20 protein-coding genes and 2 pseudogenes are annotated in these 24,017 nt (G+C 68.5%); 13 read left to right on the forward strand and 9 right to left on the reverse strand.

Annotated elements, in window-relative coordinates; all coding sequences use genetic code 11:
• Window positions 1–281: 281 nt before the first annotated feature.
• Window positions 282–809 carry a hypothetical protein gene (locus ACZ6KY_RS28550; RefSeq protein WP_469313136.1) on the forward strand — a complete coding sequence of 176 codons (528 nt, stop codon included), beginning with the start codon at window positions 282–284 and terminating at the stop codon, window positions 807–809.
• Window positions 810–938: 129 nt separating this feature from the next.
• Here the strand turns inward: ACZ6KY_RS28550 and ACZ6KY_RS28555 are convergent, their stop codons facing one another.
• Window positions 939–1,430: a hypothetical protein gene (locus ACZ6KY_RS28555; RefSeq protein ID WP_469313137.1), complete on the reverse strand. Its 492-nt coding sequence runs from the start codon at window positions 1,428–1,430 to the stop codon at window positions 939–941.
• A 331-nt stretch (window positions 1,431–1,761) separates the two neighbouring features.
• On the opposite strand from ACZ6KY_RS28555, the gene ACZ6KY_RS28560 reads away from it, so the two are divergent.
• Window positions 1,762–2,424, forward strand: a complete 663-nt coding sequence (locus ACZ6KY_RS28560) for a class F sortase (protein ID WP_469313138.1) — start codon at window positions 1,762–1,764, stop codon at window positions 2,422–2,424.
• Window positions 2,425–2,535: 111 nt separating this feature from the next.
• On the opposite strand, the gene ACZ6KY_RS28565 is transcribed toward ACZ6KY_RS28560, so the two are convergent.
• Window positions 2,536–3,384, reverse strand: coding sequence for a polysaccharide deacetylase family protein (locus ACZ6KY_RS28565; protein WP_469313139.1), 849 nt, complete (start codon window positions 3,382–3,384; stop codon window positions 2,536–2,538).
• Between the two features lie 81 nt (window positions 3,385–3,465).
• Window positions 3,466–6,744, reverse strand: a complete 3,279-nt coding sequence (lysX, locus tag ACZ6KY_RS28570; RefSeq protein WP_469313140.1) for a bifunctional lysylphosphatidylglycerol synthetase/lysine--tRNA ligase LysX — start codon at window positions 6,742–6,744, stop codon at window positions 3,466–3,468.
• Window positions 6,745–6,845: 101 nt separating this feature from the next.
• Between lysX and ACZ6KY_RS28575 the strand changes: the two genes are divergently transcribed.
• Window positions 6,846–7,310 carry a universal stress protein gene (locus tag ACZ6KY_RS28575; protein WP_469313141.1) on the forward strand — a complete coding sequence of 155 codons (465 nt, stop codon included), beginning with the start codon at window positions 6,846–6,848 and terminating at the stop codon, window positions 7,308–7,310.
• 13 nt (window positions 7,311–7,323) lie between these two features.
• Here ACZ6KY_RS28575 and ACZ6KY_RS28580 read toward each other — a convergent pair.
• Window positions 7,324–7,677 (reverse strand): annotated as a pseudogene (locus ACZ6KY_RS28580) (CapA family protein); the annotation flags it as partial.
• 53 nt (window positions 7,678–7,730) lie between these two features.
• Here ACZ6KY_RS28580 and ACZ6KY_RS28585 point away from each other — a divergent pair.
• The 6 genes from ACZ6KY_RS28585 (at window position 7,731) to ACZ6KY_RS28610 (ending at window position 13,968) form a co-directional block, all read left to right on the forward strand.
• Complete coding sequence (locus ACZ6KY_RS28585; protein WP_469313142.1) at window positions 7,731–9,377, forward strand: recombinase family protein; 1,647 nt, start codon at window positions 7,731–7,733, stop codon at window positions 9,375–9,377.
• Window positions 9,378–10,718: 1,341 nt separating this feature from the next.
• Window positions 10,719–10,988: a hypothetical protein gene (locus ACZ6KY_RS28590; RefSeq protein WP_469313143.1), complete on the forward strand. Its 270-nt coding sequence runs from the start codon at window positions 10,719–10,721 to the stop codon at window positions 10,986–10,988.
• A 38-nt stretch (window positions 10,989–11,026) separates the two neighbouring features.
• On the forward strand, window positions 11,027–11,356 hold the full coding sequence (locus ACZ6KY_RS28595; protein WP_469313144.1) for an HNH endonuclease: 330 nt from the start codon (window positions 11,027–11,029) through the stop codon (window positions 11,354–11,356).
• A 400-nt stretch (window positions 11,357–11,756) separates the two neighbouring features.
• The gene (locus ACZ6KY_RS28600) at window positions 11,757–12,011 is read left to right on the forward strand and encodes a hypothetical protein (RefSeq protein ID WP_469313145.1); all 255 of its coding nucleotides are present in this window, start codon (window positions 11,757–11,759) and stop codon (window positions 12,009–12,011) included.
• Between the two features lie 229 nt (window positions 12,012–12,240).
• Window positions 12,241–13,500 (forward strand): phage major capsid protein, encoded by a 1,260-nt coding sequence (locus tag ACZ6KY_RS28605; RefSeq protein ID WP_469313146.1) that lies wholly within the window; start codon window positions 12,241–12,243, stop codon window positions 13,498–13,500.
• Between the two features lie 180 nt (window positions 13,501–13,680).
• The gene (locus tag ACZ6KY_RS28610; RefSeq protein ID WP_469313147.1) at window positions 13,681–13,968 is read left to right on the forward strand and encodes a hypothetical protein; all 288 of its coding nucleotides are present in this window, start codon (window positions 13,681–13,683) and stop codon (window positions 13,966–13,968) included.
• A gap of 67 nt (window positions 13,969–14,035) precedes the next feature.
• Here the strand turns inward: ACZ6KY_RS28610 and ACZ6KY_RS28615 are convergent, their stop codons facing one another.
• Window positions 14,036–15,253: a helix-turn-helix transcriptional regulator gene (locus tag ACZ6KY_RS28615; RefSeq protein WP_469313148.1), complete on the reverse strand. Its 1,218-nt coding sequence runs from the start codon at window positions 15,251–15,253 to the stop codon at window positions 14,036–14,038.
• Window positions 15,254–15,945: 692 nt separating this feature from the next.
• Between ACZ6KY_RS28615 and ACZ6KY_RS28620 the strand changes: the two genes are divergently transcribed.
• Window positions 15,946–16,149, forward strand: coding sequence for a hypothetical protein (locus ACZ6KY_RS28620; protein ID WP_328674866.1), 204 nt, complete (start codon window positions 15,946–15,948; stop codon window positions 16,147–16,149).
• A gap of 40 nt (window positions 16,150–16,189) precedes the next feature.
• Here ACZ6KY_RS28620 and ACZ6KY_RS28625 read toward each other — a convergent pair.
• A pseudogene (locus tag ACZ6KY_RS28625) lies at window positions 16,190–16,999 on the reverse strand (CapA family protein); the annotation flags it as partial.
• Window positions 17,000–17,275: 276 nt separating this feature from the next.
• Here ACZ6KY_RS28625 and ACZ6KY_RS28630 point away from each other — a divergent pair.
• The 3 genes from ACZ6KY_RS28630 (at window position 17,276) to ACZ6KY_RS28640 (ending at window position 19,376) form a co-directional block, all read left to right on the forward strand.
• Window positions 17,276–17,824: a sigma-70 family RNA polymerase sigma factor gene (locus ACZ6KY_RS28630; RefSeq protein ID WP_469313149.1), complete on the forward strand. Its 549-nt coding sequence runs from the start codon at window positions 17,276–17,278 to the stop codon at window positions 17,822–17,824.
• Window positions 17,825–17,959: 135 nt separating this feature from the next.
• Complete coding sequence (locus ACZ6KY_RS28635; RefSeq protein WP_469313150.1) at window positions 17,960–18,475, forward strand: hypothetical protein; 516 nt, start codon at window positions 17,960–17,962, stop codon at window positions 18,473–18,475.
• A gap of 220 nt (window positions 18,476–18,695) precedes the next feature.
• The gene (locus ACZ6KY_RS28640) at window positions 18,696–19,376 is read left to right on the forward strand and encodes a zf-HC2 domain-containing protein (RefSeq protein ID WP_469313151.1); all 681 of its coding nucleotides are present in this window, start codon (window positions 18,696–18,698) and stop codon (window positions 19,374–19,376) included.
• Window positions 19,377–19,504: 128 nt separating this feature from the next.
• Here ACZ6KY_RS28640 and ACZ6KY_RS28645 read toward each other — a convergent pair whose 3' ends face one another.
• The 3 genes from ACZ6KY_RS28645 to ACZ6KY_RS28655 all read right to left on the reverse strand — a co-directional run bounded on the left by ACZ6KY_RS28645 (window position 19,505) and on the right by ACZ6KY_RS28655 (window position 23,904).
• Window positions 19,505–20,365, reverse strand: coding sequence for an Fpg/Nei family DNA glycosylase (locus ACZ6KY_RS28645; protein ID WP_469313152.1), 861 nt, complete (start codon window positions 20,363–20,365; stop codon window positions 19,505–19,507).
• Window positions 20,366–20,403: 38 nt separating this feature from the next.
• The gene (locus tag ACZ6KY_RS28650; RefSeq protein ID WP_469313153.1) at window positions 20,404–22,479 is read right to left on the reverse strand and encodes a SpoIIE family protein phosphatase; all 2,076 of its coding nucleotides are present in this window, start codon (window positions 22,477–22,479) and stop codon (window positions 20,404–20,406) included.
• 78 nt (window positions 22,480–22,557) lie between these two features.
• Window positions 22,558–23,904 carry a DUF6777 domain-containing protein gene (locus tag ACZ6KY_RS28655; protein WP_469313154.1) on the reverse strand — a complete coding sequence of 449 codons (1,347 nt, stop codon included), beginning with the start codon at window positions 23,902–23,904 and terminating at the stop codon, window positions 22,558–22,560.
• Window positions 23,905–24,017 lie beyond the last annotated feature (113 nt).

Consider the following 24,017-nt stretch of genomic DNA (forward strand, 5'->3'; position numbering starts at 1 on the left):
CGCTCCGTCTTGGCGGTGGGGGGGGTCACGCCGCCCTGGGGAGGGGGGAGGGGGAGGGGGGGGGGGAGGGGGAGGGGGGGGGGGGGGCCCCCCCCCCCCCCCCCCCCCCCCCCCCGTCCGCACGTACGACATCCCTCGAACGGCCCACGCAATTGACCCGTTCGCGCTACTGAGATCGCGCCTTCGTTCACCCTTTCCTAGCGTTTCGATCATCGAGGTGCATTTCTGGCGCGAGCGGAAGAGGTCCGCAGCAAGGCTCCTCGGGGACCTGGAGGCTCACCATGCGCGCGATACGCGTCGCTTCGGCCGCACTGCTGGGCATGACCGCCCTGACCTTCACCGCACCCGCCGCCTTCGCCGGTGACGGGGACCACGACATCACCCCGTTCGCCTTCAGCGTGCAGCCGTCGACCATCGCCGCGGGCGGTCAGGTGTCGCTCCTCCTGAAGCGGGACGGCGGGTGCAGGGGAACCGCCACGGTCACCTCCGGGATCTTCGACACCGTCACCATCCCGCCGGGGCAGTCCTCGGCCACCGCCATGGTCGACTGGGACGCCAGACCCGGGGCCGTGTACGACGTGACGTTCGCGTGCGGCGGAGCGAGCGGCAGCACCGGTCTCACCATCGCCGGCGGCCGGCCGGTCGCACCGACACCCGTCCCCCTGCAACGGGGCGTCCGGGCCGGTGTCGGCGGCAGTGTCGGCGGCTTCGACCTGAAGGAGATCGGGATGGGAACGGCGCTCATCGCCGGTTCCGTCGGAGCGGCCTGGTACCTGTCCCGCCGCCGTACCGCGTCCGACGAATCCTGACGGAGTGGCACAGCCCTTCACCCCGGCCCCTGTCAGGCGGGTCCGGAGCGAAGGGCTGTCATGTGCGCTCCGCGCGGCGGACGGCCGGCCTCCGAAGGGGACGGGACCGGCCGCTGCGCCCGCGGACGGTCAGATGTGCCGCTCCGACCTGCGCCGCATCCAGAACGCCCCGCCGCCGACGGCCGCCGCGGCCACCAGACCGCCGCCGATCGCCATGTCGGTGGGCGTGGCACCGGTGGAGCTGCTGCCGCCGAGACCGCCGCGCACACCGCCGATGACGGTGAAGGCGGCCGGGCGGGTCAGCGGGCCCGTCCCGTCGCAGTTGACGGTGATGTCGTACGAGCCGGGACGGGCGTCCTGGTTGATGGTGGCCGTACCGCTGGACGACTCGTTGTGGCTGCCCAGGAGCGGCGAGAGCCTCGCCTGACGGAACGCGGGCGAGGTCATGGTGCCTCCTCTCGGGCACCCGTCGACCGTCACGGTGAGCTGGCCACCGCGGGCGATGACGCTGGGCATCGCGACGATGTTGCTCGGGGTGTTCCACGCCGCGGCCATCGGGGCGGCGAGCCCCACGGCGGCGACCGCGGCGGCAGACACCGCCAGGGCACGAGTAGTACGCATGTGATCCTCCGCGGGGGCGCCCCGGGAACCGTCCCCGGTGGATCGGCGAGAAAGCGCCTCCCAGACAGACCCTCAGATGCCCCGCACGGGGCCGCATTTCGGGAATGGTCCGTCCTGGTGAGAGGACACGCCGAAAGAATTCCACACAATCGGATATTGCCGCAGGTCACGGACCGTCAGAAAATTCCTGGTCACGGCAACTCGGATGGCGCACGGGGCATTCGTTCCGCCACCCGTTCGCCCGCGCCCCGTCGCCGGGCGGTCCCGCTGCCATTAGCGTGCTCATATGCGCGGATGACGAGGCGACGGCCGCGTCGAGAGGGGATGACGAATGTCTGCGTCCGAGCTGGCCGAAGAGGAGGAGCGGCAGAGGAAGCGCGCTCCTTGGGGCGTGATAGCGCTTGTTCTGCTGACCGGCCTCGCACTCATTCGGAATGGTTCCGGTGAGTTCGACGTGGGCCCCCCACAGCCCGCCTCGGCGGCCGCGGCGGACAGCCGCACGCCGGGTGGCACGTTGTCGAACGCGCCGGACCCGCTGCCGTACTCCGTGGTCGACCGGGTGCGGATCCCGGCCATCAGCGTCGACGCCCCGGTCATGCCGGTGGGTCTGGACCTGGACGGATGGGTCGACGCGCCGCCGCCCGACGACCCGAATCTCGCCGGCTGGTTCACCGGCGCGGTCTCGCCCGGCGAGAAGGGCACGGCCGTGATCGTGGGCCATGTCGACAACATGCGGGGCCCCGCCGTCTTCTACGGGCTCGGGGCGCTCAAGAAGGGGAACCGGATCGAGGTCCTGCGCAAGGACGGGAAGACCGCGGTGTTCGAGATCTACGGCATCGAGGTCTTCGCGAAGGCCGATTTCCCCGGCGACCGTGTGTACAACAGCAAGGGCACCCCCGAATTGCGGGTCATCACCTGCGGAGGCGGTTTCTCCAAGCAGCACGGTTACGACGGAAACGTGGTCGTCTTCGCCCGCCTGTCCGAGGTGCGCTGAGCGTTCATCGGAGGACGGGTGAAAAGGCCGGTCGGCGAGGCTCTTCGCCTCCCGCCGGCCGGCCCGGCCGAAAGCCCCGCGACGCACGGTGCGCGGGGCCCGCCTTCGTTTCTAGGCGTGTTTCCGGCGCGGCACCGTGATGTGATAGCCGGAGTCCAGCAGGTGCGGGAGATAGGCGCGCAGCGCCTGGACGCTCTGCGAGCGGTCACCGCCCGCGTCGTGCGAGAGGACGACGACGCCCGGGGCGGCCTCCTTCTCGACCACGCCGACGATGGAACGGGTGCCCGGCGTCGACCAGTCGAGCGTGTCGATCGTCCAGGCCAGGGGTTCCATGCCGAGTTCGGCGCCGATCTGGTAAGTCGCCCGGTTCCACTCCCCGTACGGCGCGCGGAACCAGGCCGGCGGCTCGCCGTAGGCCTCCTCGATGACCTTGCTGGTGCGTTCGATCTCGGAGCGGATCGCGGAGCGCGAGAGCTTGGTCAGCAGCGGATGGCTCCAGGTGTGGTTGCCGACGATGTGTCCGTCGTCGGCCATGTCGCTCAGCAGGTCCTTGTTGTCGTTGGCCATCTCCCCGCACACGAAGAACATGGCGTGCACGTCGTACTCGCGCAGGGTGCGCAGGATCTCGGGGGTGTAGTGCGGGTCGGGTCCGTCGTCGAAGGTCAGCACCAGGCTGCGGCCGCGCCCGGACATACGCATGAAGGGCTCGTGCCGGACGAGGGTCGTCAGGTGGGCGCTGTTCGCCGGCGGCGCACCGTACCCGGCGATCGGCTGGAGGCGGTAGGCGGACGGCTTGAGGGCGCGGGACGCCTGCGGGCCGGAGAGCGGGAGACTCCGCGCCGGCTGTGCGGCCTGGCCGGCGGTCAGGACGCGGGCTGTGCCCGCCGCCCCGGCCGCCCCCAGGACGGCGGCACCGGCGATCAACGCCCGACGCCGGGTAATCAGCTGATCCTTTTTCATGACTAATCAGTCACCCGGCGGAGGGGCCGCTCGGCCGAGCAACACCGATGGGGCCTCACGAAAGCACCCGCCTGGACCATTTCAGCGGCGGCGTACGAGCGGGAACGGCAGCGTTTCACGGATCGTCAGCCCGGTGAGGAACATGACGAGCCGGTCGACGCCGATCCCGAGCCCGCCGGTGGGCGGCATGGCGTACTCCAGCGCGTCGAGGAAGTCCTCGTCCAGCTCCATCGCCTCGGGATCTCCCCCGGCGGCCAGCAGCGACTGCTCGGTGAGCCGCCGGCGCTGCTCGACCGGGTCGGTCAACTCGGAGTAGGCGGTGCCCAGTTCGGTGCCGAAGGCGACGAGGTCCCAGCGTTCCGCGAGCCTTGGATCAGTACGGTGCTGCCGGGTGAGCGGGGAGACGTCGGTCGGGAAGTCCTTGTAGAAGGTGGGCAGCCGCGTCTTCTCCTCGACCAGACGTTCGTACATCTCCAGTACGACATCCCCGCGTCCGTCGTCCGCCGTGTACGGCACGCCCGCGCGGTCGCACAGCCGCAGCAGCGCCTCCAGGGTGGTGTCGGCGTCGATCTCGTCCCCCAGCGCCTCGGAGACCGCGCCGTACACCGTCTTGACGGGCCAGTCCCCGGAGATGTCGTACTCGATGCCGTCCTTGCGGGCGATCGGTGAGCCGAAGGCGGCGGTCGCGGCGCCCTGGATGAGTTCGCGGGCGAGGTCGAGCATCACGTCGTAGTCGGCGAAGGCCTGGTAGGCCTCCAGCATCGTGAACTCGGGGTTGTGCTTGTAGGAGACGCCCTCGTTGCGGAAGGTGCGGCCCATCTCGAAGACCTTCTCCATGCCGCCGACGCAGAGCCGTTTGAGGTAGAGCTCGGGCGCGATGCGCAGATACAGGTTCAGGTCGTAGGCGTTGATGTGGGTGGTGAAGGGCCGGGCGTTGGCGCCGCCGTGGATCTGCTGGAGCATCGGGGTCTCGACCTCCAGGTAGCCGCGGTCGAGCAGGCCCTGACGCAGCGCCTGTACGGCCGTGGAGCGGGCCCGTACGACATCGCGGGCGCCGGGGCTGGACACCAGGTCGAGATAGCGGCGGCGGACCTTGGCCTCGGGGTCCGCGAGACCCTTGCGCTTGTCGGGCAGCGGGTGCAGGCATTTGGCGGTGAGCTGCCAGGAGGTGACGAAGACCGTGGATTCGCCGGTGTCGCTGGCGCCCGCCAGACCGTCGGCGCTGATGTGGTCGCCGATGTCGACGACCTGCCGGAACCGGTCGAGCGCGGGGCCGGACTCCTTGCGGGTGAGGGCGATCTGGAGATCGCCGGACCAGTCGCGCAGCACGGCGAAGAGGATGCCGCCGAAGTCGCGTACGAGCATCACGCGTCCGGCGACGGTCACGTCCTCGCCGCCGCGGACATCGGCCAGGACATGGGTGCGCGGCGGGATGCCGACCGGATAGGGGTCGGTGCCGTCGGAGCGCAGCCGGTCGAGTTTGCGGTGCCGCACGCGGACCTGGTCCGGCAGTCCGGTGGTGGGATCGCCGTCCCCGGCCCCGTCCCCGGTGGGGAGACCTAGGGCCGACAGCGACGGCAGCCCGGCGGTCGTGGCGGGTTTGGGTCCGCCCCTCGCGTGGCCCTTGCCCCACAGCGTGCGCAGCGAGGGCACGGAGACGAAGCCCTCGGCGATGGCGGAGGCCATGCCGATACGGGCGAGGGCGCCGGTGTCGCCGTAGCAGATGAAACGCGGGTACCACTCGGGGTGGTACTTGGCGTTGGAGCGGTACAGGGCCTCCAGCTGCCACCACTTGGAGAAGAACAGCAGCAGCCTGCGCCAGAGTCTGAGCACCGGGCCCGCGCCGATGCGGGCGCCCTCCTCGAAGACCGAGCGGAACACCGCGAAGTTGAGGGAGATGCGCCGGACGCCGAACTTCCCGGCGACCGCGCACACCTCCGCGACCATGAACTCCATGACGCCGTTGGGCGCGCTGCGATCGCGGCGCATCAGGTCGAGGGAGATGCCGTCGCGGCCCCAGGGCACGAAGGAGAGCAGCGCGAGGAGTTTGCCGTCGGACCCCATCGCCTCGACGAGCAGGCAGTCGCCGTCCTCGGGGTCGCCGAGCCGGTCGAGGGCCATCGAGAAGCCGCGCTCGGTCTCGGTGTCGCGCCAGGCGTCGGCCCGGCTGACGATCTCCTCCATCTCGGTCTCGGACAGGGTGGAGTGCCGGCGTACCCGGCAGCTCGCGCCGGTACGTTTGACGCGGTTGACGGCCTGTCGGGTGCCGCGCATGTCGCGGCCGGCGAGGTCGAAGCCGGCGACGTGCAGGATCGCCTCGTCGCCGAGCTGGAGGGCGCCGAGCCCGGCGCGCGCGAACGCCTTGGCGCCCTCCTCGGAGGCGCCCATCGCGGCGGGCGCCCAGGCGTAGCGGCGGGCGATGTCGAGCCAGGCGCCGATCGCGTGCGGCCAGGCCTCCCGGTCGCCGACGGGGTCGCCGCTGGCGAGGCACACCCCGGCCTCGACGCGGTAGGTGACGGCAGCCTTGCCGCTGGGTGAGAAGACGACGGCCTTGTCGCGGCGGGTGGCGAAGTAGCCGAGGGAGTCCTCGCCTCCGTACGCCTGGAGGAGGGCGCGGATCCGGGTCTCCTCGTCGCCGTGCAGGGCCGCCACCAGCCGCTGGGAGCGGAAGAGCGTGGCGGCGGCGTTGAGCAGGGCGAGGGCGCCGAACAGGCCGAGGACGAAGAACAGCCAGTGCGGCGGACGGCCGTCGAACGAACGCCCGGAGACCAGTCCGCCGCAGACCCGGTTGGCGGCCCACAGCAGCCGCTGGCCTTCCACGAGAGTGCCGGGGAACAGTTCGACCAGGCCCCAGCCGAGCAGGATCGCCACGACGAGTCCGCTGATCAGGACGAGCAGGGCCCGTCGTACGGCGGCGCGCCGCGAGTCGGCGTAGAACTCCCGGCGGGCCACGATCAGCAGCGCGAGCAGGAGTCCGCAGACGATCAGCGAGGGGATCGAGGCCGCGTACAGGCCGGCGGCGACCCCGAGGGCGTCGGTCAGGACCAGCAGGCCGAGGTAGACGACCACCAGCCACCAGGCGATCTTCTTGCGGGCGGCCGTCGCGGCGGCGAGCAGGAAGAGGAAGACGGCGTACGCGAGGTTGGCGCTGACCGGGATGATCAGCAGGTCGAGGAAGCGCACCACCGGGCGCAGCACCGCGCGCACCGGGGGAATGAAGGCGAGCAGGGCGCAGAGCAGGCCGATGGCGCCGAAGAAGGTCGCGAATCCTTCGGGCACCTTGCTGAGGAAGCCGTCCCGGGGCGGCCGTGTCGGACCGCTGGCGGTCTTCGGCGGGCGGGCCTCCACAGTGGCACTCATGGTTCCGACTGTAGGAAGAGCGGCGCCGCCCCGCCCGTCGAGGGAATCTTCCGCGCTCCCCAAAGGCCGTGGGACCTGGGGGTTCCGATAGCCTCCCAGCCGTGACGGAAGAGCAGCACGCGCACAGGTTCGAACGCGGGACGGACGGTCCCAAGGTCATCGTCGTCGGTGTGGACGGCTCCGAATCGTCGCTGCGCGCCGCGGCGTACGCCGGGGGTCTGGCGCGGCGGCAGCGGGCGCTGCTCGCGGTCGTCTACATCCAGCCGGTGATGGCGGCGGGGGCGGCGCTCGGGGTGCCGGTCTCGGAGACGACCGACGAGATCGCCGAGGATCTGATCCAGTACATCCGCGACGCCGCCGAGCGGGTGAAGGACATATTCGATGTGCGCTGGGAGTTCCACACGTTCCGCGGCGACCCGTACAACGGCCTGGTCACGGCCGCGGACGACTTGAAGGCGGACGCCGTGGTGGTCGGGGCCTCCGAGCAGGCGGGGCACCGGATCGTCGGTTCGGTGGCGATCCGGCTGGTGAAGGCGGGCCGCTGGCCGGTCACGGTCGTGCCGTAGGCCGGCTCCCGCTTCACTTCCCCATGACGAGACCGGCCCGGCCCGCGCCCCGGCCGAGGACGACGTCCCGGATCCGGTCGCGGACGGCGCCGACCGCGGCGCCCCGCTCCAGCGCGGCGCCGAGATCGACGACCCGGCCGGCGTCGAGGTCGAAGGCCAGCGGGATGAACTCGGCCTTCGTCACCTCCCACCGCTCTCCCCGCCGGGCGGGCGGGGCGAAGGTGAAGCGTCCGATGGTGCTCTCGTCGCCGCGCGGGTCCTGGACGCCCTGGTCGTTGTACATCTCGCCGGCGATCTGGTCGCCGGTGCCGTAGACGACCCAGGTGCCGTTGACCTTCTCGTACGCCTGCGGGACGCGTGCGCGGGTGCTTGCAACAGGTGCAGGCGTAACGGGAAAGGCCGTCAGGCACAATGGAATACATGCACGAGGAGACCGTAGAACGCGAGCGGTGGGGCATATTGGCGCGCAAGTCCAAAGTCCTCGGCGAGGCAGACGCCCGCCGGGAACTCAGCACCGATGCGCAGATTGCGCAGGGCCGCCGGGCTGCGGAACGGGAAGGCGCTGACGTCCCGTCAGAGTTCATCTGGACAGAGCTTGGCTCCGCGTTTAAGGCGCGTCAACGAGATGAATTCGAAGCCGCTCTAGCGGCACTCGCGGCCGGAGAAATTAACACCCTCTGGTGTTATGACCTCTCCCGATTCTCTCGCAAGGGCGCCGACGACCTGATTGGCATTCTGCGCCCCGGCAAGGGTCGCGTGATTTTCGACTATGACGGACTCGACTCCTCTAACCCGCGCGACCGGCGATGGATCATCAATCGCGCAGAGGAAGCCCGCGAATACTCAGAGCGGTTGTCCGCCAACGTCAAAAACACCAAGCGGCTACAGCGCGATTCCGGCAAGTGGCTTAGCGCCTCCTCGTACGGCTACACAGTCCACCCCAAGACCCGGAAACTCCACCAAGACCGCAGCACCGAGGCTCACGAGACGTGCCCCGCTGCCGTTGTCTTCCGCATATTCACCGAGACAGCCGAAGGTGGAGTGGAAAACAGCCTGCGCAAAATCACTGCCCGGCTGAACAGTGACGGAATTCCCGGTCCTGCGGGCGGCACGTGGAATGTCACGGCCGTCTACCGCATCGCCCTGCACCCCGTCTACGAGGGTTGGCAGATTCTCAGTCAATGGCCTGCGGGTGCACACGCATACGTCTACCGCGACAAAAACGGCGAGCGAATCAGCGTCACCGACGAACCCATTGTGTCGGCCGAATTGGCGGCGCGCGCACGGGCTAGCGTCCGCAAAAGCAAGAATCCCGCGTTCACTGGAGCGCTCCCCCAACCCACAGCCGCCGCTCACACCCTTACCGGTCTTCCCCGGTGCGCCGGTTGTTACGGCTCATCACAGAAGACAGCGGGGGCATGGATGTGCGGCAAGCATCGTCGCTCGCCCGGTTCGTGCCCTGCTCCTGTCTCGCTCGATGGCGGGCACCTTGACCCGTGGGTAATCGAGACGTGGAAAAGTCGCCTTGCTTCGCTAGACACGGGCGATGAGGCAGACATGGAACTTGCCATGGCCATTACGGCCCGCTGGTCGGCCCTACAGGCGCCGGAAGAGACTGCCGATGCAACAGCGGCCCGGCGCGCCCTGGCAGAGGCTGAGGCAGCCCTACAGGATCTAGTGGATGGCCGGTATAAGCGCAAAGAATTCGAAGGACCCATGCGCAGGCTGTACCAACCGATGCTGGACGACGCGCTATCCGTAGTTTCGGCTGCCAAGGAAAACGCAGATCAGTACAGCGGGGGCCCTCTTGTCTGCCCGTTCATCGGGGACCGCGAATTGGTGGATGAGGCGTGGGAGACAACGACTCAGGACACACGTCGCGCGTTGCTGGCGCTGGCGATTAACTGCGTGGTCATCCGTAGGCGACCGGACGGCCCCATGCCGAATCGTTGGACACCGCTAGACATTACGGAGCGTGCAGAAATCTACTGGCACGGCGACCCGCTACCGCCGAAACTTGCCGAATCGCTTAAGCGCCGCCGGGGTGGACGACGCAAGACGAAGTAGACCAAAGGCAACTTGAAAAGCCCCGTTCGATCTCCCAGGGTCGGGCGGGGCTTTCTCGTGTCCCCAGATAGCCGCTCAGCGGCCCCGTGAGCCCCTCCTGGCCCCGCCCGGCCCCTCGGTCCGGCGGGGCATTTTCATGCCCTCAGACGGGCACGTGCGTCTTGCTGGCGCCATTTCGTGAAAGCCACTCCAGGCCACTTCCCTAAACCTGACGGACTGTCAGATATGGGACCGCCGGCCTGGGTTTCTGATAGGTCGTCAGGTCCTGAATGGGCGAATCTTAGAGGCACCCTCTCAACTGGTTTTAGATCGAAGAACAGCGCGAAGCGCACAGCAAGCGGGGTCTTTCGCTGGTCTAGGTCGAGCGTCCACGGATTTAAGCCGTCTGGCAAAGCGCCGGGCGGCTCTTCCTATCCGAGTTTAGGGACTTTCGAGGACAGGCGCCTGTCCCTGAATTCTCTTTAGGGACGCCCTCGTCCGCGAAACCCGCTTTAGGGACGTCCTCGTGTCCTCGAATCTGCGTTTTGGGACATGCTCTGTGTCCCTGAAAGGAACGAATCGCAATGACTAAAAGCGAGCTTCTGTACTTGCTGCGAGAAGCCGAAGCGGTGGTGTGGGCAATGGTGCCCTACGACAAAGACGCCGAAGAGTTGCACGGCCGGATAGCCGTTGCCCTCCGCTCTGAGGCAGCTAATACACCCGACGGCGCCTGCGCTAGCTGCGGAAATACGCTGACGCAGCCTGCCACGGGCCGACGCCGTAAGTACTGCGGTCCCGCTTGCAAGAAGCGAGCTTGCCGGGCACGCAAGGCGGCTGAGCTTCGGCGCTGAGGCATCGCGACGGGCCTTGTCTGGAGTTAATTCGGGTAGGGCCCTTTTTGTATGCTCGGGGACAGTCGTCATCGGGGACAGCGCAGAGGGGCCGCTGACCAGGGCTTTATTACGGTATGACGATTCTCTATCTGTTTTCACATTCCCTATAGAAGTCCTAAAGGGAAACAGAAAACGGGGTCCGTTTCGGAATATCATCATGCCTCGGCCTGACCCGGTATTAGAGATCCCCTCTCTAATGTTGGGGAGGGAGAGATTCCCGCGCCAACATAACCGGCGGACCGAGGATCCCTCTCTCCTATCAGCTCCCAAATTTGGGAGCTGCGAACACGACCCGGGCGGATGCCGATTTTCCCGGTCTGTGCAGAGACTTCCCGAGCATGCCGGGTAAAGCATGTCAAATGAGAGTCCCGCTGTGTCGGTGCTCCCGCTGTAGGTCGGCATCCATGCAGCGGGAGTTCACACAGCGGGGCTCTTTTTCGTATCTGAACTTCGCTCACTGGGATGCCGCATGGCCGACGAGTACGACAACCTTCTATCGGAGATCAACGCGCATAACGAGGCTAGCCGTACATGGCATGGTGCCCGTCTTGCTGCGGCCGAGGATCGAAACGACGCCCTAGAAGAACTCCAGTGGCGTGCCGTGCAGGCTGCGTATGACCTAGATGACCCGGAACGGGCGACGGTATTTATGCAGCGGATTGCTGAGCAGCGGGCAGAGTTGAACGATCTATGGGTCGCGCTGGATAAGCAGTCTTGGGGCGACTTCTATTGTGACTGACACCAAGACATTTCTTGCCGCTGCTCTGTAGGTTTCCGATGCCTTTCAACCTATGCCCTCGTCACAAGCGACTGCACCCCCTTGGGAATCGGTGCCCCCTATGCGTAGCGGGTGCCCGGCGCTACCCCAGTAAGAACACTCGTACCGCTGGCCGGTATGGCGGGGCGTGGCGCAAAGCGCGGGCTGAGGCAATCAGGCGGCAACCCTATTACGCGTGGTGCGGCAGCGCGGACGATCTGACCGGCGACCACATCATCCCGCTGAGCAAGGGCGGGACCAATGAACCAGGAAACCTCAGGGTCTTGTGTCATTCGTGCAATAGCAGACGCGGCAACAGGGCGTGTGGCAAAGGCACTTCGACTCGCTGATGAGTGAGGCTGACGAGGTGTCGCGAATGGCAGTCGATTGGGCACTGATCGGTCGATGGTGTGACGCCCTGTGCAGCGCTGACAGCCTTTCTCTGGGGTCACATTCTCCTGCCTGACCGGCTCGCTCTCTGAGGTGCCGTGAGGGTCCATCGGGGGGATATGGGGACCACCTCAGGGGGTAGGGGGAGGCTCAAACTTGAGCCGTTCCCGTCCCGGCACCCCCGCCCTTCCCTCCGCGTAAACGCGCGCAGGTTCGCCCGAACTGGTGGGGAAGCCCCAGGTCAGCGCGTTTCTCATGTTTTTTCGCGCATTCCTTTTCATTTTCTCGCGTCCTGACTCGGTGACCCGGTATTCGGGTTTCCCCCCGGCGCTGCTGACACCTCGGGGAGGGGCTGACTCAATGACCGCAGCAACCAGCGGAATGGCGGCCAGGCATGGAACGGTATTTCAGCATCCTTCGCTGACAGTTGATCCCGTTTCTATCGACGTCGGCGCAGTTCTCGACAGTGGCCCGAACCTAACGGCGCTGATCTACGCATGGCATGCAAAGGCGGACGCCGCTACCGGCGAGACCCGTGCTGCCTGGTTGGCGCGCATCACTGAATTGCGGGCGCGAGTAGCGCAATGGGGAATGACCCTTCCCACTCCGCAGTAATCAAAGACTTCCGGCGCTCGCCGCCGGGGGGCACGGGATGGTCAGCGCTTTGGGCGGCGCATAGCGAATCAGCACGGTCCAGGCTCCTCTCCTGACTTGGACCGTGCTGCTTTGCGACCCGCTAAGTAGACCTCCCTCAGAACCCCAATTTGCCTAATTGCTGAGGCCGAGCCGGCCTGAGCAATTCGTCATGCCCAAAATCCCGGGCCTTTCCACGTGGAGACAACCAATGATCAAGCCTGAAATCCGCAAGCTACTAGCTGCCGCCGAGAGCGAAGAGCGCGGTCTAGACGCTCGTGAGATCGCCGCCGTCATCAATTCTGTTCCGGCGGAAGAGCGAATGGCGCGGACTGAGATACTTGCCGCCGTGAATAGCCCGAACGGCCCGGATGCTCCGGAGACCCGTGAGGCCATCGCGAAGACTCTCGCATTCATGGAGCTGCGCGCCGTTGACGCCGCCGAGGATGCTGCCCGCGCAGCGCGTGAGACTGAGGGTCGTTCCCTTGCTTCGCATTTCGGCGCTGCTCTGACCGGTAACGAGGAGCGTGCGTCGCTAGATAGTGGCGAGCGATTCCGTAGCGGCGGAATGCTTCCCTCGGTCTCTGAATTCCGGCAGATGACCACCACCTCGGCCACTGCTGTGATTCCGACTCAGACGCTAGGCCAGGTATTCGACTTCCTGCGCCACAAGAGCGTTTTCCTTGCGGCCGGTCCGCGCGTTCTAACAATGGACAGTAAGACGCTCAGCGTGCCGCGCATTTCGGCCAGCACGAGTGCGGCCATGGTCGCTGAAGGTTCGTCTATCCCGGTTACGGATATGACGCTCCAGGCGGTCACGCTGACTGCCAAGAAGGCGGCCGTACTCACTAAGGCAACTAACGAAAGCCTTCTCGACTCGAACCCTGAGCTACTGCGCATTGTGGGCGATGACCACATGAAGGAAGTCGCGCGACTGCTTGACGCGCAGTTCCTTTCCGGTGATGGCACCGGCAATAACATGCGCGGTCTCCGGAACTTCAGCGGCGTCACGCCCACTTCGATGGGCACGAATGGCGCGAGCCTCGCCCTCGATGCTCTCGCGGACGCTGTGGGCCGTCTGGAAAGCGCGAATGGCGACCTGAACGGCGCGGCGTGGTTCATGAGTGGTCGCTCTTGGGCGTCCATTCGGAAGGCCAAGGACGGGCAGTCTCGCTATCAGGTCTCTCCCGACCCGACGCAGGACGGCGAGCGGCGCCTATTCGGCATTCCGGTCTTCATTTCCAATCAGATCAGCAACGCTGAGACCGTGGGCACGTCTAACGACTGCTCGTGGATTGGCCTGGTTGACCTGAGTCAGATTGCGGTCGGTCGTCGCGCTGAGGTTTCCGTGGCGTACAGCCAGGATGCTTACTTTGACTCCGATGTCACGGGCATTCGGTCTACGTCGCGTTGGGACCTTGCTCCGCTGGACGTGAATGGCGTTCAGCTCATCACGGGCGTGCGCCCGTAACATATTCTCCCTGAGTTTGGCGGCTCAGGGTTGGCCGGAAACGGTGTGATCCATGGGGATAGCCCCCGCTCTGTCGCTCGGTGCAGTTCCCAAATTTGGGAGCTGCTATCCGGTGGCCGAGCGGGGGTTTTCTGTTTCCTGACGCCCCGTCACTTTTGGTAGTGCCGTAAGATCCCTGTCATGGATTCAGCCCCGATCGTTGCCAAGATTGAAGAGATTCAGCGTGAGATGGATGAGCGGTTTGGTCGGATGGATGGCCGCTTTGATCGCATGGACAGTCGGTTGGCGAGAATTGATGAGCGCCTAGATGTCCTTGCGGAATTGTCGGGGAGTATGGGAAGGGTCAGCGAATCCACTATGGGGATCATTGAAGTCCTGACGGACATGACCGAGGGGCAAGCGACCAAAGCTGAAATCCGGGCCAAGCTCCAGTCTCTATCTGACGGTGCGTCAGTTCCGAATGTCTGAGTCTGCCGTCCCTCGTGGACGCATACCCCGTATCTGGCCATCGTTGGTCGGGTACGGGGATTTTCTGTTACTGGGCTGCCTCGTGTTCGGCGAGTAGCGCGGCGACTTCCGGAACCTCCGCGTAGTCCCGCAACCGGCCGAGGATGACGCGCACCCGTTCCGCTGTTCGCTCCGAGGGAATGTCGGCTGCCAGCGTGATGACCCGTTCGGCCACGGCTGCCGCTTCCTCCGGTTCGCCGCCGTCGGCAAGCGCAACGACCAACCACGAGAGGTAGAGCGCCAATTCACGGGTGTGGGTCGCGTCGTACTCACTGAGCACTTCCCGCAGCAAGGGGACGGCCCGCAAGGGGCGGTGAATCTCGGTCATGACACGGGACTCCATGACTCGCAGTTCGCCAGCGTCGACCCAATACAGGTAGGCCGGTGCTTCCGTTCCCTCGCTGTTCTCGCTGAGTGCTCGCCCGGCTTCCCCTAGAGCGCGCATGGCCTGTTGCCCGTTCTCTATTCCACCGGCTTTGGTATGGGCCCATGCGACCCGGTCCCAGTACAGCGCGCGAGCCTTTGGCGGAGCATCGGTCCCGGCATCATTCAGCGCCGCACGGGCCAGCGTCAGACCCTCGGACTCCCGCCCGGTGTTGCTCAATTGGTAGGCCAGGCTCCCGGCGAGATTCCCGGCAAGGGTGTGGTCCTCGGCCTGCGTGGCAGCGCTCAAACCGAGGCGGTAAATGCGCTCTGCCTCGCTGTGCTGTCCGGCATCCGAAGCGATCCAACCGGCGATCTGCGCCAACTCGCCAATCTGACGCAGCAATTGGCGCCCTACCTCGCTGCTGTGACTGCCTTCCCGGTACAGCTTCACGGCGGAGCGCAATTCACGCAGCGCGGGACGGATGAGATCACCCCCGGCAAGGACGTCATCGGCAAGCCGTAGGCCATGCACGCGCTGTTGCAAGTCGTCGACCTGGGGCATGCCGATCCGGCGCCCTGTGCGGCCGTCTGCAGCGCTTAGCGGGTCCCCTTCGGGCAGGAAGTCGGCGAGGGTCGGCAACGGCGGCTCAACGGGCGCCAGGGGTGCGCGCAGCACATCGACGGAGACGCCGAGAGCGGCAGCGATAAAGGGCAGCCACTCCCGGGGAGTTCGCCGCCCGGTTTCCCATCTGCTCACTTCCTGACGCCCGACCGGCTCACCGATCACACCGGACGCCCGGCAGATCTCGTGTGCTAGCCGTGCCTGACTCCAACCGCGCTGTTCGCGCAGACGTTTGATGTTGGCCCCGATGCTCCCCATGCCTTCGATTCTGGCCTACAGGGCACGGTTCCTGGCCTACATCGGGGCAGACGGCTGGCCGCTAGTCGCTGATCATTTCCGGGCGGAGCCTGGACGACATGACAGAGCCCCAGCGATATCCGGCAGCGCCGGTCGAGTTGCCGCTGATTCCGGCGCCGGACGCCGAACCTGCGACCGGTTGCGACGTGTGCCTTGCGCTGGATTCACAGCGGACGGAAGCCCGAATGCGCGGGGATCTATCCAAAGTCAGTGACTTGAATGTGGAGCTAAGCAGACACGCGCACGGGGCATGAGTGCACCACCGGCCTATCACCCGAAGCCACGTGCCGGGCGAACGGGCGGAGAGGAACCCTGGTCGCTGTGGAAGTACGGGAATCTGTGCGGCTGCTGCGCAGGGTCCGGCGAGATCTGGTGTGACGGCTGCTGCGGATTCGATGGCTGTCCGCGCTGTGGCTGGACCGAAAAGCGGCCATGCCCCGAATGCGTCGGCGGAAGCGCGGAGCCGATCCGGTGGTGAGCTGCCGCCCCGTAGCGGCCCGGAATCATCACGAGCGGCTACGGGGTGCGTCCAGTCCTCAGCGCTGACTCAGAGCGGCGCGAGGGGTGCGGGTTCCCAGCCCCGTTCGTCTGCTTCCCCAGGGGGTTTTGACGTTTGCCGGTATCTGGCGAACTACCGACCCTAGTATTCGATCATGAACGGATACCAGATGACGGAACGCCAGGCCGTCTATGTCGCCGCCCAGCTTCAAACCATGGGTACCGATTGCGTCGCCATGCCTGAGGAATCGCCCGGCGGAACCTGGCGGGTTTACAGCGACACGGCGCGTACGCGGGACCTGAGCGCCGAGGGTGTGGACGCTGTGGCGGCTAGGTACGCGTTCGGGCCTGCTGCATAAGTGCAGGTCAGCGGACTGCCGCACGTACGCCTGTACGTGTAACATGGCCCCGGGTGCCGAGGATCAGGTCGATGTCGGGCCGCCCGTCGGTGCGGGACGCGGTCAGCTCCTTGCTCAGCCGCAGTTGCCGGTCGTCGGGCTCGTCCTGCCACGCGGTGCCGCAGTCGAGGGAGACGACCACCACGTCGGCGCCCGCCTTCCGGGCGGCGCGGGCGTCGGCGACGATCCGGTCGGGGTCGATCAGGCCGACCGCCCAGGGCTGCCCCTGCGGGAGCGGGAGCCCGTTCGCGTCGTCGGTGTACGCGAGATGGGCGACCCGGGCGCCGCCCGCCCGCAGGAGGGTGGCGCCGTTCGCCTCCCGCGCGGTGCGCGCCGATCCGGCGTGCCGCAGGCCCGCGCGGTCCAGCGCGTCCAGGGTGCGCCGGACGCCGTCGGCGCCGTCGTCCAGGGTGTGGTCCGAGGCGGTGGAGCAGGAGTCGTAGCCCGTCGCGGCGAGGCCCTCGGCCACCTGGGGCGGGGACTTGAAGGCGGGCCAGCCGGTGTAGCCGTCGTCGTACACGGTGCCCATCCGACAGATCGCCAGGTCGGCGGCGGACACGACGGGCCGTACGCCCGCGAGCATCGGCCGGAAGTCGTATCCGCCGCCTCCCGCGTCGGAGTTCGCCCGCTCGACGACCGAGCTGTCCGGCAGGACGTCGCCGCCGGCGACGAGCGTGAAGCCGCGGGCGGCCGCGGGGGCGGGCTGCCCGCCGTGCCGGTGCGCGGCCGAGTCGTGGGCCTGGCAGGCCGCCGCGGCCGCGATGAGGGCGGCCGCGAGGGCCAGATTGATCTGTCGCGCGCGTGTGATCATGCCGGGCCCCATGCCGTCGTATTTAATGACCAATTGATACGCATCCACGTACACGGGCAGTCCGCAGTCAAGGAGACACCACCGCCGCTAGCCCGTTCGGCGCTCACGGGCCTGCCCGTCGGGGCGAACGCCGGTACGACGGACGGCGGTGCCGGAATCCGGGGCTCCACCTCGGCGGACCGTTCGGCGCACCGTTCACCGACCGCTTCGACCGCCCACCGCACGACCGCGTTCCCGGCCTGTCCGCGCGGGGCGGGGCACGCTGACATACACGCCATGACGGCCGGAACCACCACCATCACCCACGGGACGACCGCCGAGCACGAGCTGGCCGCGCTGCAACGCGAGCACGGACGCCCTCTCTTCGCCCTGCTGCTGCGCCTGTCCGACGGTGACCGCCAGCGCGCCGAGGACCTGGTGCAGGAGACGTTCGTACGCGCCTGGCAGCATCCCGAGGCCCTGCGCGCCGACGACTTCGACTCCGTACGGCCCTGGCTGCTGACCGTGGGGCGGCGGCTGGCCATCGACGCGCGCCGGGCCCGCCAGGCACGGCCTCCGGAGGTCGGGGACGCGGTCCTCGACAACGCGCGGGTCTGTGCCGATCACGCCGAACGGTCGGCGGAGACGCTCGATGTGCGGGAGGCTGTGAAGACACTCACTCCGGAACACCGGGAAGTGCTGGTACTGGTGTACTTCCAGGGGGCGAGTGTGGCGGAGGCCGCCGCGGCACTCGGGATTCCGCCCGGTACCGTGAAGTCGCGCGCGTACTACGCGCTGCGCGCCCTGCGCCGGGTCCTTCCGGGATACGCGGCCGACCTGCGGTGAAACCGAAGTCTTGGTCAAACCTCCGTAAAGCGCCTTGCCGACGACCATGGTTGAGCAATCAGCTTGCCTCATCCGTGTTCCGGACTGGGGCCCGGGGTCGGGCGACGCGCACGCACCGGAGGAAGGCAGGAAGGGATGCTGCACAGAGGTCAAGAGAGCACGGGCGGCACCGACGGGGGCGAACTCACCGTCCCCATGGCCTGGTTGTACGCCGAGTACATCGCCGACGAACTGCTGCGGACGGGCGACCTGATGCCGCCCACCTCCTTCGAGTTCCGCGCCGGGCGCGACGCCCTCGCGCTGACCATCTTCCTGTCGGACAGCGGGGGCGAACTCTCCGGGATCCGGGTCATCACCCAACTGGAGACCTGGCTTTCACTGACGGCGTACGACCAGCCCTGGCACGCGTGGGTGCGCGAACACCTCGCGCTGCGCGCGGCCGAGGTCACCGGATCCACCGCGCCCGATCCCGATCTGACGCTCGCGTCGGCGGCCTGGCGCTGGCTGGAGGAGACGGAACTGCTCGCTCCGGACCTGGACGCGGTGCCCGGCGGCGGTTCCGTACCAGGTGAGGACGACGGTCCGAAGGTGTGGACGGCGGCCTGGCGGCTGGGGCTGCCGCTCGGCCATCTGGCCATCCACCTCTTCTGACAGCGGCCGTGACCGCGCCGGGGAGTCCCCCGGCGGCGGCCGCGACCGCGCCGGGGACAATTTTTTCCAGCTCGCACCAATCCGCGAGCGCCCGTGCTCCGAATGTCTTGACCCCGATTCCGAACGAGTCTTGAGTGATTCGACGGTCTGGTGCGTACCCGTGGGCAACAGCAACACCACTCACAGTCCCCACCAACGCCACGAGGATTCGGTATTCGGTATGAGGTCCCTGGAACGGCATCGCGACGTCGGCGCCTATGCGCTCGGCGTGCTCGGCGAGGCGGAAGCCTTCCGCTTCGAGGACCACCTCATGGAGTGCCCTCGGTGCACGGCGTATGTCAGCGAATTCCGCCCCGCCGCACGGCAGTTGATGCTGTACCGCCGGTCCACACCGCGCACCGTGCACCCTTTCGCCACTCCCGGGCCGCGGCTCCTCGACCGGCTGCTCGGTGAGGTGGCCACGCGCAACCGGGCCGGGCGCCGGCGCTTGCTGTACGCCCTGGCCGCCTCCGTGGTGCTCGCGGCGGGCGGCCCCGCGATCGCCCTCGCCGCCGCGCACGACTCCCCCTCGGACCATGTCGCCGCGGCCGAGCCCCCGGCGACCCAGATGGCCAGGACCGACGCGGCGACCGGGGTCTGGGCCCAGGTGACGACCCGGGACCGGGTCTGGGGCAGTGACATCGAGGTCCAGGTCAAGGACGCCAGGGGCCCCCGCTCCTGCGAGCTCGTCGCCATCGGCGAGGACGGCTCGGAGCAGACGGTGGCGAGCTGGATGGAGCCGCCGCGTTACGGTGCCGCCATCACCATGCAGGGCGGCTCGTCGATGCGGACCGACGAGATCCGCCGGTTCGAGGTGCGCACGGCCGACGGCGAGCACCTCGTGACGCTCAACTCCCCCTGAGCGAAGCCCGTCCCACCGCTCGGGCCGGCGTCACGCGCCCCTCTCCGCCGCGGGTCCCACCGCTCGGGCGACCGGGTCGCAGCACCTGCCGAGGCCCCACGGCTTCGCCCGGCCGGCCGCGGGTCCGCCTACTTGAGCAGCCGGGACATCCGCCGGTCCGCCAGCGGCTTGCCACCGGTCTGACAGGTCGGGCAGTACTGCAACGAGGAGTCGCTGAAGGAGACCTCGCGGATGGTGTCGCCGCACACCGGGCACGCCTCCCCCGTTCTCCCGTGCACCCGCAGACCGCTCTTCTTCTCCGCCTTCAGCCGTCCGGCGGCCAGCCCGTGGGAGCGCTCCACCGCCTCGGTGAGCGTGCCCCGCAGTGCCTCGTACAGCCGCCGGGTCTCCTCGGGGGTCAGCGAGGAGGCGATCTTGAAGGGGGACATCCGGGCGGTGTGCAGGATCTCGTCGCTGTAGGCGTTGCCCACGCCGGCGATCAGACTCTGGTCGCGCAGCGCGCCCTTGAGCCGGCGCCGCTCGCCCTGGAGCAGCCCGGCGAACCGCTTCTCGTCGAAGTCGTCGGCGAGCGGGTCCGGGCCGAGCCGGGCCACGCCGGGAATCAGCTCCGGGTCCTCGACGACGTACACCGCGAGCCGCTTCTGGGTGCCCGCCTCGGTGAGGTCGAAGCCCTCGCCCGTCTCCAGCGCGACGCGCAGCGCGAGCGGCCCCTTGCCGGGCTCGGGAAGGCCGTCGGGGAGCGTGTCCTTCCAGTGCAGCCAGCCCGCGCGGGCCAGATGGGTGACGAGGTGCAGGCCGCCCGCGTCGATGTCGAGGAACTTGCCGAACCGGCGGACGGCGATCACCTCGCGTCCCTCCAGGGCGGAGCCGGGAGGGTCGTACGTCTTCATGACGCTGACGGCGACGGGCAGCACGCGCACGACCTGACGGCCGACGAGGTGGTCGGCCAGGAAGCCCTTGAGCGCTTCGGCCTCGGGCAGTTCCGGCATACGTCCAGAGTGCCGTCCGGCGCCGACAACGCCAGGGATCAGTTCCGTTCCCGGACCATGAACTCGCACCACACGCACTTGCCGCCGCCGCGGGCCTCGACGCCCCACACGTCGGTCAGGCGGTCGACGAGCAGCAGTCCGCGCCCGGAGACACCGGACTCGCCGGCCTCCCTGCGGCGCGGCAGCGCGCTCGATGAGTCCTCGACCTCGACGCGCAGTCTGCGGTCGGATCCGGTCAGGACGCGCAGGGTGACGATGGCCGAGCCCTCGGTGTGCATGAGGGCGTTGGTGATCAGTTCGTCGGCGACCAGCTCGATCTCGTCGGCCCGGTCACGGGCTCCCCACGCGCGGACCGCGGCCCGGATCATGTGGCGGGCCTCGATGAGCGCCTCCGGGTCGCCGGGCGCCACATGCTGCTGGAGACGCCCGCCCGAGCGCTGGTCTCCCACACCGTGGCGGCGCAGGAGCAGCAGGGCGACGTCGTCGTCCCCGCCGCGGTCCTCGGCCATGTCGATGAGCCGGTCGGCGAGGTCGCTGACGTCGTCCGGGCCGCCGCGGATGAGTTCCCCGAGGGTGCGCATGCCCTCGTCGAGGTCGACGCCCGGCTCCTCGACGAGCCCGTCGGTGCAGAGCAGCAGGGTCTGGCCGGGGTCGAGTTCGACGGTGGTGACGGGGTATTCGAGGCGTCCGAACTCGGCGGACAGGCCGAGCGGCAGGCCGCCTTCCACGGGCAGCCGGCGGCAGGTTCCGTCGGTGTGCCGGACCAGCGGGTCGATGTGTCCGGCCCGCACCATCTGGGCCACCCCGGTGGACAGGTCGATCTCGGCGTACAGGCAGGTCGCGAAGCGGTCGGTGTCGAGTTCGTCGAGGAAGACCGAGGCGCGGGCCATCACGGTGGGCGGGGTGTGGCCCTCGGCGGCGTAGGCGCGCAGGACGATGCGGAGCTGGCCCATGACGGCGGCGGCGTGCGTGTCGTGGCCCTGGACGTCGCCGATGACGGCGCCGACGCGGCCGCCCGGCAGCGGGATCAGGTCGTACCAGTCGCCGCCGATGTCCCGGCCGAGGGAGGCGGAGCGGTAGCGGACGGCGACATCCGCGCCGGCCACGCTGGGGATGGAGCGCGGCAGCATGGCCTGCTGGAGGCCCTGGGCGAGGTCCTTCTCCTGTTCGTAGAACATCGCCCGCTGGAGGCTCTGGGCGATGCTGCTGCCGAGCGCGACGAGGACGTTGCGCTCGTCCTCCGAGAAGCCGTGCCGGTCGTTGTAGAGCAGGCCGATCGCGCCGATGGGACGGGCCTGCACGATGAGCGGCAGATACGCGGCCGAGGTGATCTTCAGACCGGTGATGTTCGGCCACAGGAGCGGGTACGACTCGGCGAACTCCTCGGGCGACTCGATGAAGTGCGGCGCGAGGGTCCGTACGACCTCGTTCATCGGGTACTGCGCGTCCAGCCGCGTGACCCGGGTGCCGGGGACGTAGCTGTGCTCGGGGCCCGTGGCGACCATGCGGATGCGGCCGGCCTCCACCAGGCCCATGACCAGGCTGGCCGCTCCGAGGTGGGTGAGGCCGTGGGTGTCCTGCAGGACGTCGATGACGTCCTCGACCGTGCGGGCGTGGGCCAGCGCGGCCGTGGTCAGCTGGACGACGTTGGTCTGCTGGCGCCGTACCTCGTTCTGGGCCGCCTGTTCACGGCGCGCCGCGCTCTCGTCGAGCTCGTCGGTGGCGTCGCGGACGATACCGATGATCCGGCGCGGCCGGCCGGTCTCGTCGCGGCGGATGTAGCCCTGGGTGTGGGTCCAGCGCAGGGAGCCGTCACGGCGGCGGATGCGGAAATAGGCGCCGTAGTTCTCGCTGCCGTCCTTGAGGGCGTGGGACACCATGGTGTCGAGTCGGGCCGACTCGGCCGGCGGGACGCGCATGCCCAGGGTGGCGGGGTCTCCGTCGTATTCGTCCGGGCGCACGTCGAAGACCTCGTGGGCCTGGGCGTCCATCTGCATCAGACCGGTGTCCAGGTCCCAGTCGAAGCTGCCCATGCGGTTGAGCGCCAGGATCGGATCCGGGTGGGCGGGCCAGTCGTCCGGGAGTGACAGGGCGCTCGCTCCCCGATCAACCATGGGGCCACCATGCCAGTATTTGCCCGATTGTTCGACTTCTGGGGAGCCCGGTTCCGGGCTCCCCGGACCAGCGGGCGTTCAACCGCCGAAGACATCGGCCGAGACGTCGAAGACGCTGTCCGGACCGGTCGGATCGTCGGGGACCAGCCCGCCGCCGTCGGGTGTGTCGGGGCTGTCCGGGCCGGTGTCCTCGGTGGGCCTGCCCGGTTCGTCGGACGGGACCGGCGGTGACGAGGGCTCCTGGGAGCCGGTGCGTTCGGGAGCGGCCGTGTCCGACCCCGGGGCGGTGTTCTCGCCGGAGGGCGCCGGGGTGGTCCCCGGTTCCGTCGTGGGCGGCGGTGTGCCGGTGGCCGTGGGGCAGGACGAGGGCTCCGCGCCCGGGGGCGAGGACCGGTCCGGCCGGGATACGTCCCTGGCGGCGCCGTCCGTGGGTGTGCCGGTGGGCGCGGTGCCCGACCCGGCGCTCTCGCCCGGGGCGCTCTCCCCGGTGCCCGGCGTCGCGGTTTCCGGCGCGGTCGGCGTCGGGTTCTGGGTGGCGCAGTCGGACGCGGAGGCGTCCGGGGACGGGCTCCTCCCGTCCGGCGAGGCGCTGGCGGAGGGGTCGTGCGGGGCGGTGGAACCGTCCGGCTCCGGGTTCGGGGTCCGGCCGGCGGGCGGCGGTACGACGTGGTCGTGACGGTGGCCGTCGTGGCCGACCGGCCGTTCGATCCAGGTGTTGTCGTGGACGTCGACGATCGTGAGATCGGTGATCACGACGGGCGCCGGGGTCACCATGACGACCTGGGCGGGCCGGTACCCGCTCCAGGGCTCGCCCCGGGTGTCCGGGTTCCCGTCGACCGCGGTGGGCCGGCCCAGCGGGTTGCCGCAGGCGCAGCGGACCCGGGGTACGCCCCGGTTGTCGACGAGGACGGCCGTACCGGCCTGGAGCACGGCCTGGAAGCCGGTCGCCTGTCCGTCGCCGAATCCGTGGTTCGTGACGCTGGTGTCGGCGCGCAGCACGACCGGGGTCAGCTGGCGCAGATAGTCGGGGACGGACGCCGGGGAGATGCCGGAGACCTCGGCGAAGGCGCGGGTCCTGGCCCGGTCGGCGCCGAGGAACCGGATCTGCTTCTCGACGTCGCAGCTGCCGGCGTTCCGGGTGCCGCCGTAGAGGCCGGGGGTGGCGCCCGAGAACGTGCGCACCTCCGGTGTGCCGGTGGGCGACGGTTGCGGCGTTCGGGTGACGGGTGGCCGGGTCGCGGTGGAGGTGTCGGTGGACGCCGTGAAGGGGTCGGGGCCCCGGTCCGCGACGGGCTGGAGGAAGAGCTCTCCGCCGGTCGATCCGTTCGATGCCTTGTCCCTGTCGCCGCCGCCACAGCCCGCGACGACGAGGAGTGCCGCCGCGAGCGCGCAGGCCGCGACGAGGGTCCTGGAGGGTATGTGCACCACGTTCTCCCGTTCGTCCCGGGCAGTTCGTGCACCATTCTCTGCGTCACTCTCTTGGCGCACGCAAGCGGAGAACGGTCACCCAGCGTCACAATGGAGGGGAGAGGAGCACA

The sequence above is a fragment of the Streptomyces sp. NPDC042002 genome (assembly GCF_055588305.1).

Excerpts from the sequence above, each read along its gene's own strand:
- ACZ6KY_RS28550 (WP_469313136.1), top strand. The coding sequence starts at position 282 with ATGCGCGCGATACGCGTCGCTTCGGCCGCACTGCTGGGCATGACCGCC.
- ACZ6KY_RS28555 (WP_469313137.1), bottom strand. The coding sequence starts at position 1,430 with ATGCGTACTACTCGTGCCCTGGCGGTGTCTGCCGCCGCGGTCGCCGCC.
- ACZ6KY_RS28560 (WP_469313138.1), top strand. The coding sequence starts at position 1,762 with ATGTCTGCGTCCGAGCTGGCCGAAGAGGAGGAGCGGCAGAGGAAGCGC.
- ACZ6KY_RS28565 (WP_469313139.1), bottom strand. The coding sequence starts at position 3,384 with ATGAAAAAGGATCAGCTGATTACCCGGCGTCGGGCGTTGATCGCCGGT.
- lysX (WP_469313140.1), bottom strand. The coding sequence starts at position 6,744 with ATGAGTGCCACTGTGGAGGCCCGCCCGCCGAAGACCGCCAGCGGTCCG.
- ACZ6KY_RS28585 (WP_469313142.1), top strand. The coding sequence starts at position 7,731 with ATGCACGAGGAGACCGTAGAACGCGAGCGGTGGGGCATATTGGCGCGC.
- ACZ6KY_RS28590 (WP_469313143.1), top strand. The coding sequence starts at position 10,719 with ATGGCCGACGAGTACGACAACCTTCTATCGGAGATCAACGCGCATAAC.
- ACZ6KY_RS28595 (WP_469313144.1), top strand. The coding sequence starts at position 11,027 with ATGCCTTTCAACCTATGCCCTCGTCACAAGCGACTGCACCCCCTTGGG.
- ACZ6KY_RS28600 (WP_469313145.1), top strand. The coding sequence starts at position 11,757 with ATGACCGCAGCAACCAGCGGAATGGCGGCCAGGCATGGAACGGTATTT.
- ACZ6KY_RS28605 (WP_469313146.1), top strand. The coding sequence starts at position 12,241 with ATGATCAAGCCTGAAATCCGCAAGCTACTAGCTGCCGCCGAGAGCGAA.
- ACZ6KY_RS28610 (WP_469313147.1), top strand. The coding sequence starts at position 13,681 with ATGGATTCAGCCCCGATCGTTGCCAAGATTGAAGAGATTCAGCGTGAG.
- ACZ6KY_RS28615 (WP_469313148.1), bottom strand. The coding sequence starts at position 15,253 with ATGGGGAGCATCGGGGCCAACATCAAACGTCTGCGCGAACAGCGCGGT.
- ACZ6KY_RS28620 (WP_328674866.1), top strand. The coding sequence starts at position 15,946 with ATGAACGGATACCAGATGACGGAACGCCAGGCCGTCTATGTCGCCGCC.
- ACZ6KY_RS28630 (WP_469313149.1), top strand. The coding sequence starts at position 17,276 with ATGACGGCCGGAACCACCACCATCACCCACGGGACGACCGCCGAGCAC.
- ACZ6KY_RS28635 (WP_469313150.1), top strand. The coding sequence starts at position 17,960 with ATGCTGCACAGAGGTCAAGAGAGCACGGGCGGCACCGACGGGGGCGAA.
- ACZ6KY_RS28640 (WP_469313151.1), top strand. The coding sequence starts at position 18,696 with ATGAGGTCCCTGGAACGGCATCGCGACGTCGGCGCCTATGCGCTCGGC.
- ACZ6KY_RS28645 (WP_469313152.1), bottom strand. The coding sequence starts at position 20,365 with ATGCCGGAACTGCCCGAGGCCGAAGCGCTCAAGGGCTTCCTGGCCGAC.
- ACZ6KY_RS28650 (WP_469313153.1), bottom strand. The coding sequence starts at position 22,479 with ATGGTTGATCGGGGAGCGAGCGCCCTGTCACTCCCGGACGACTGGCCC.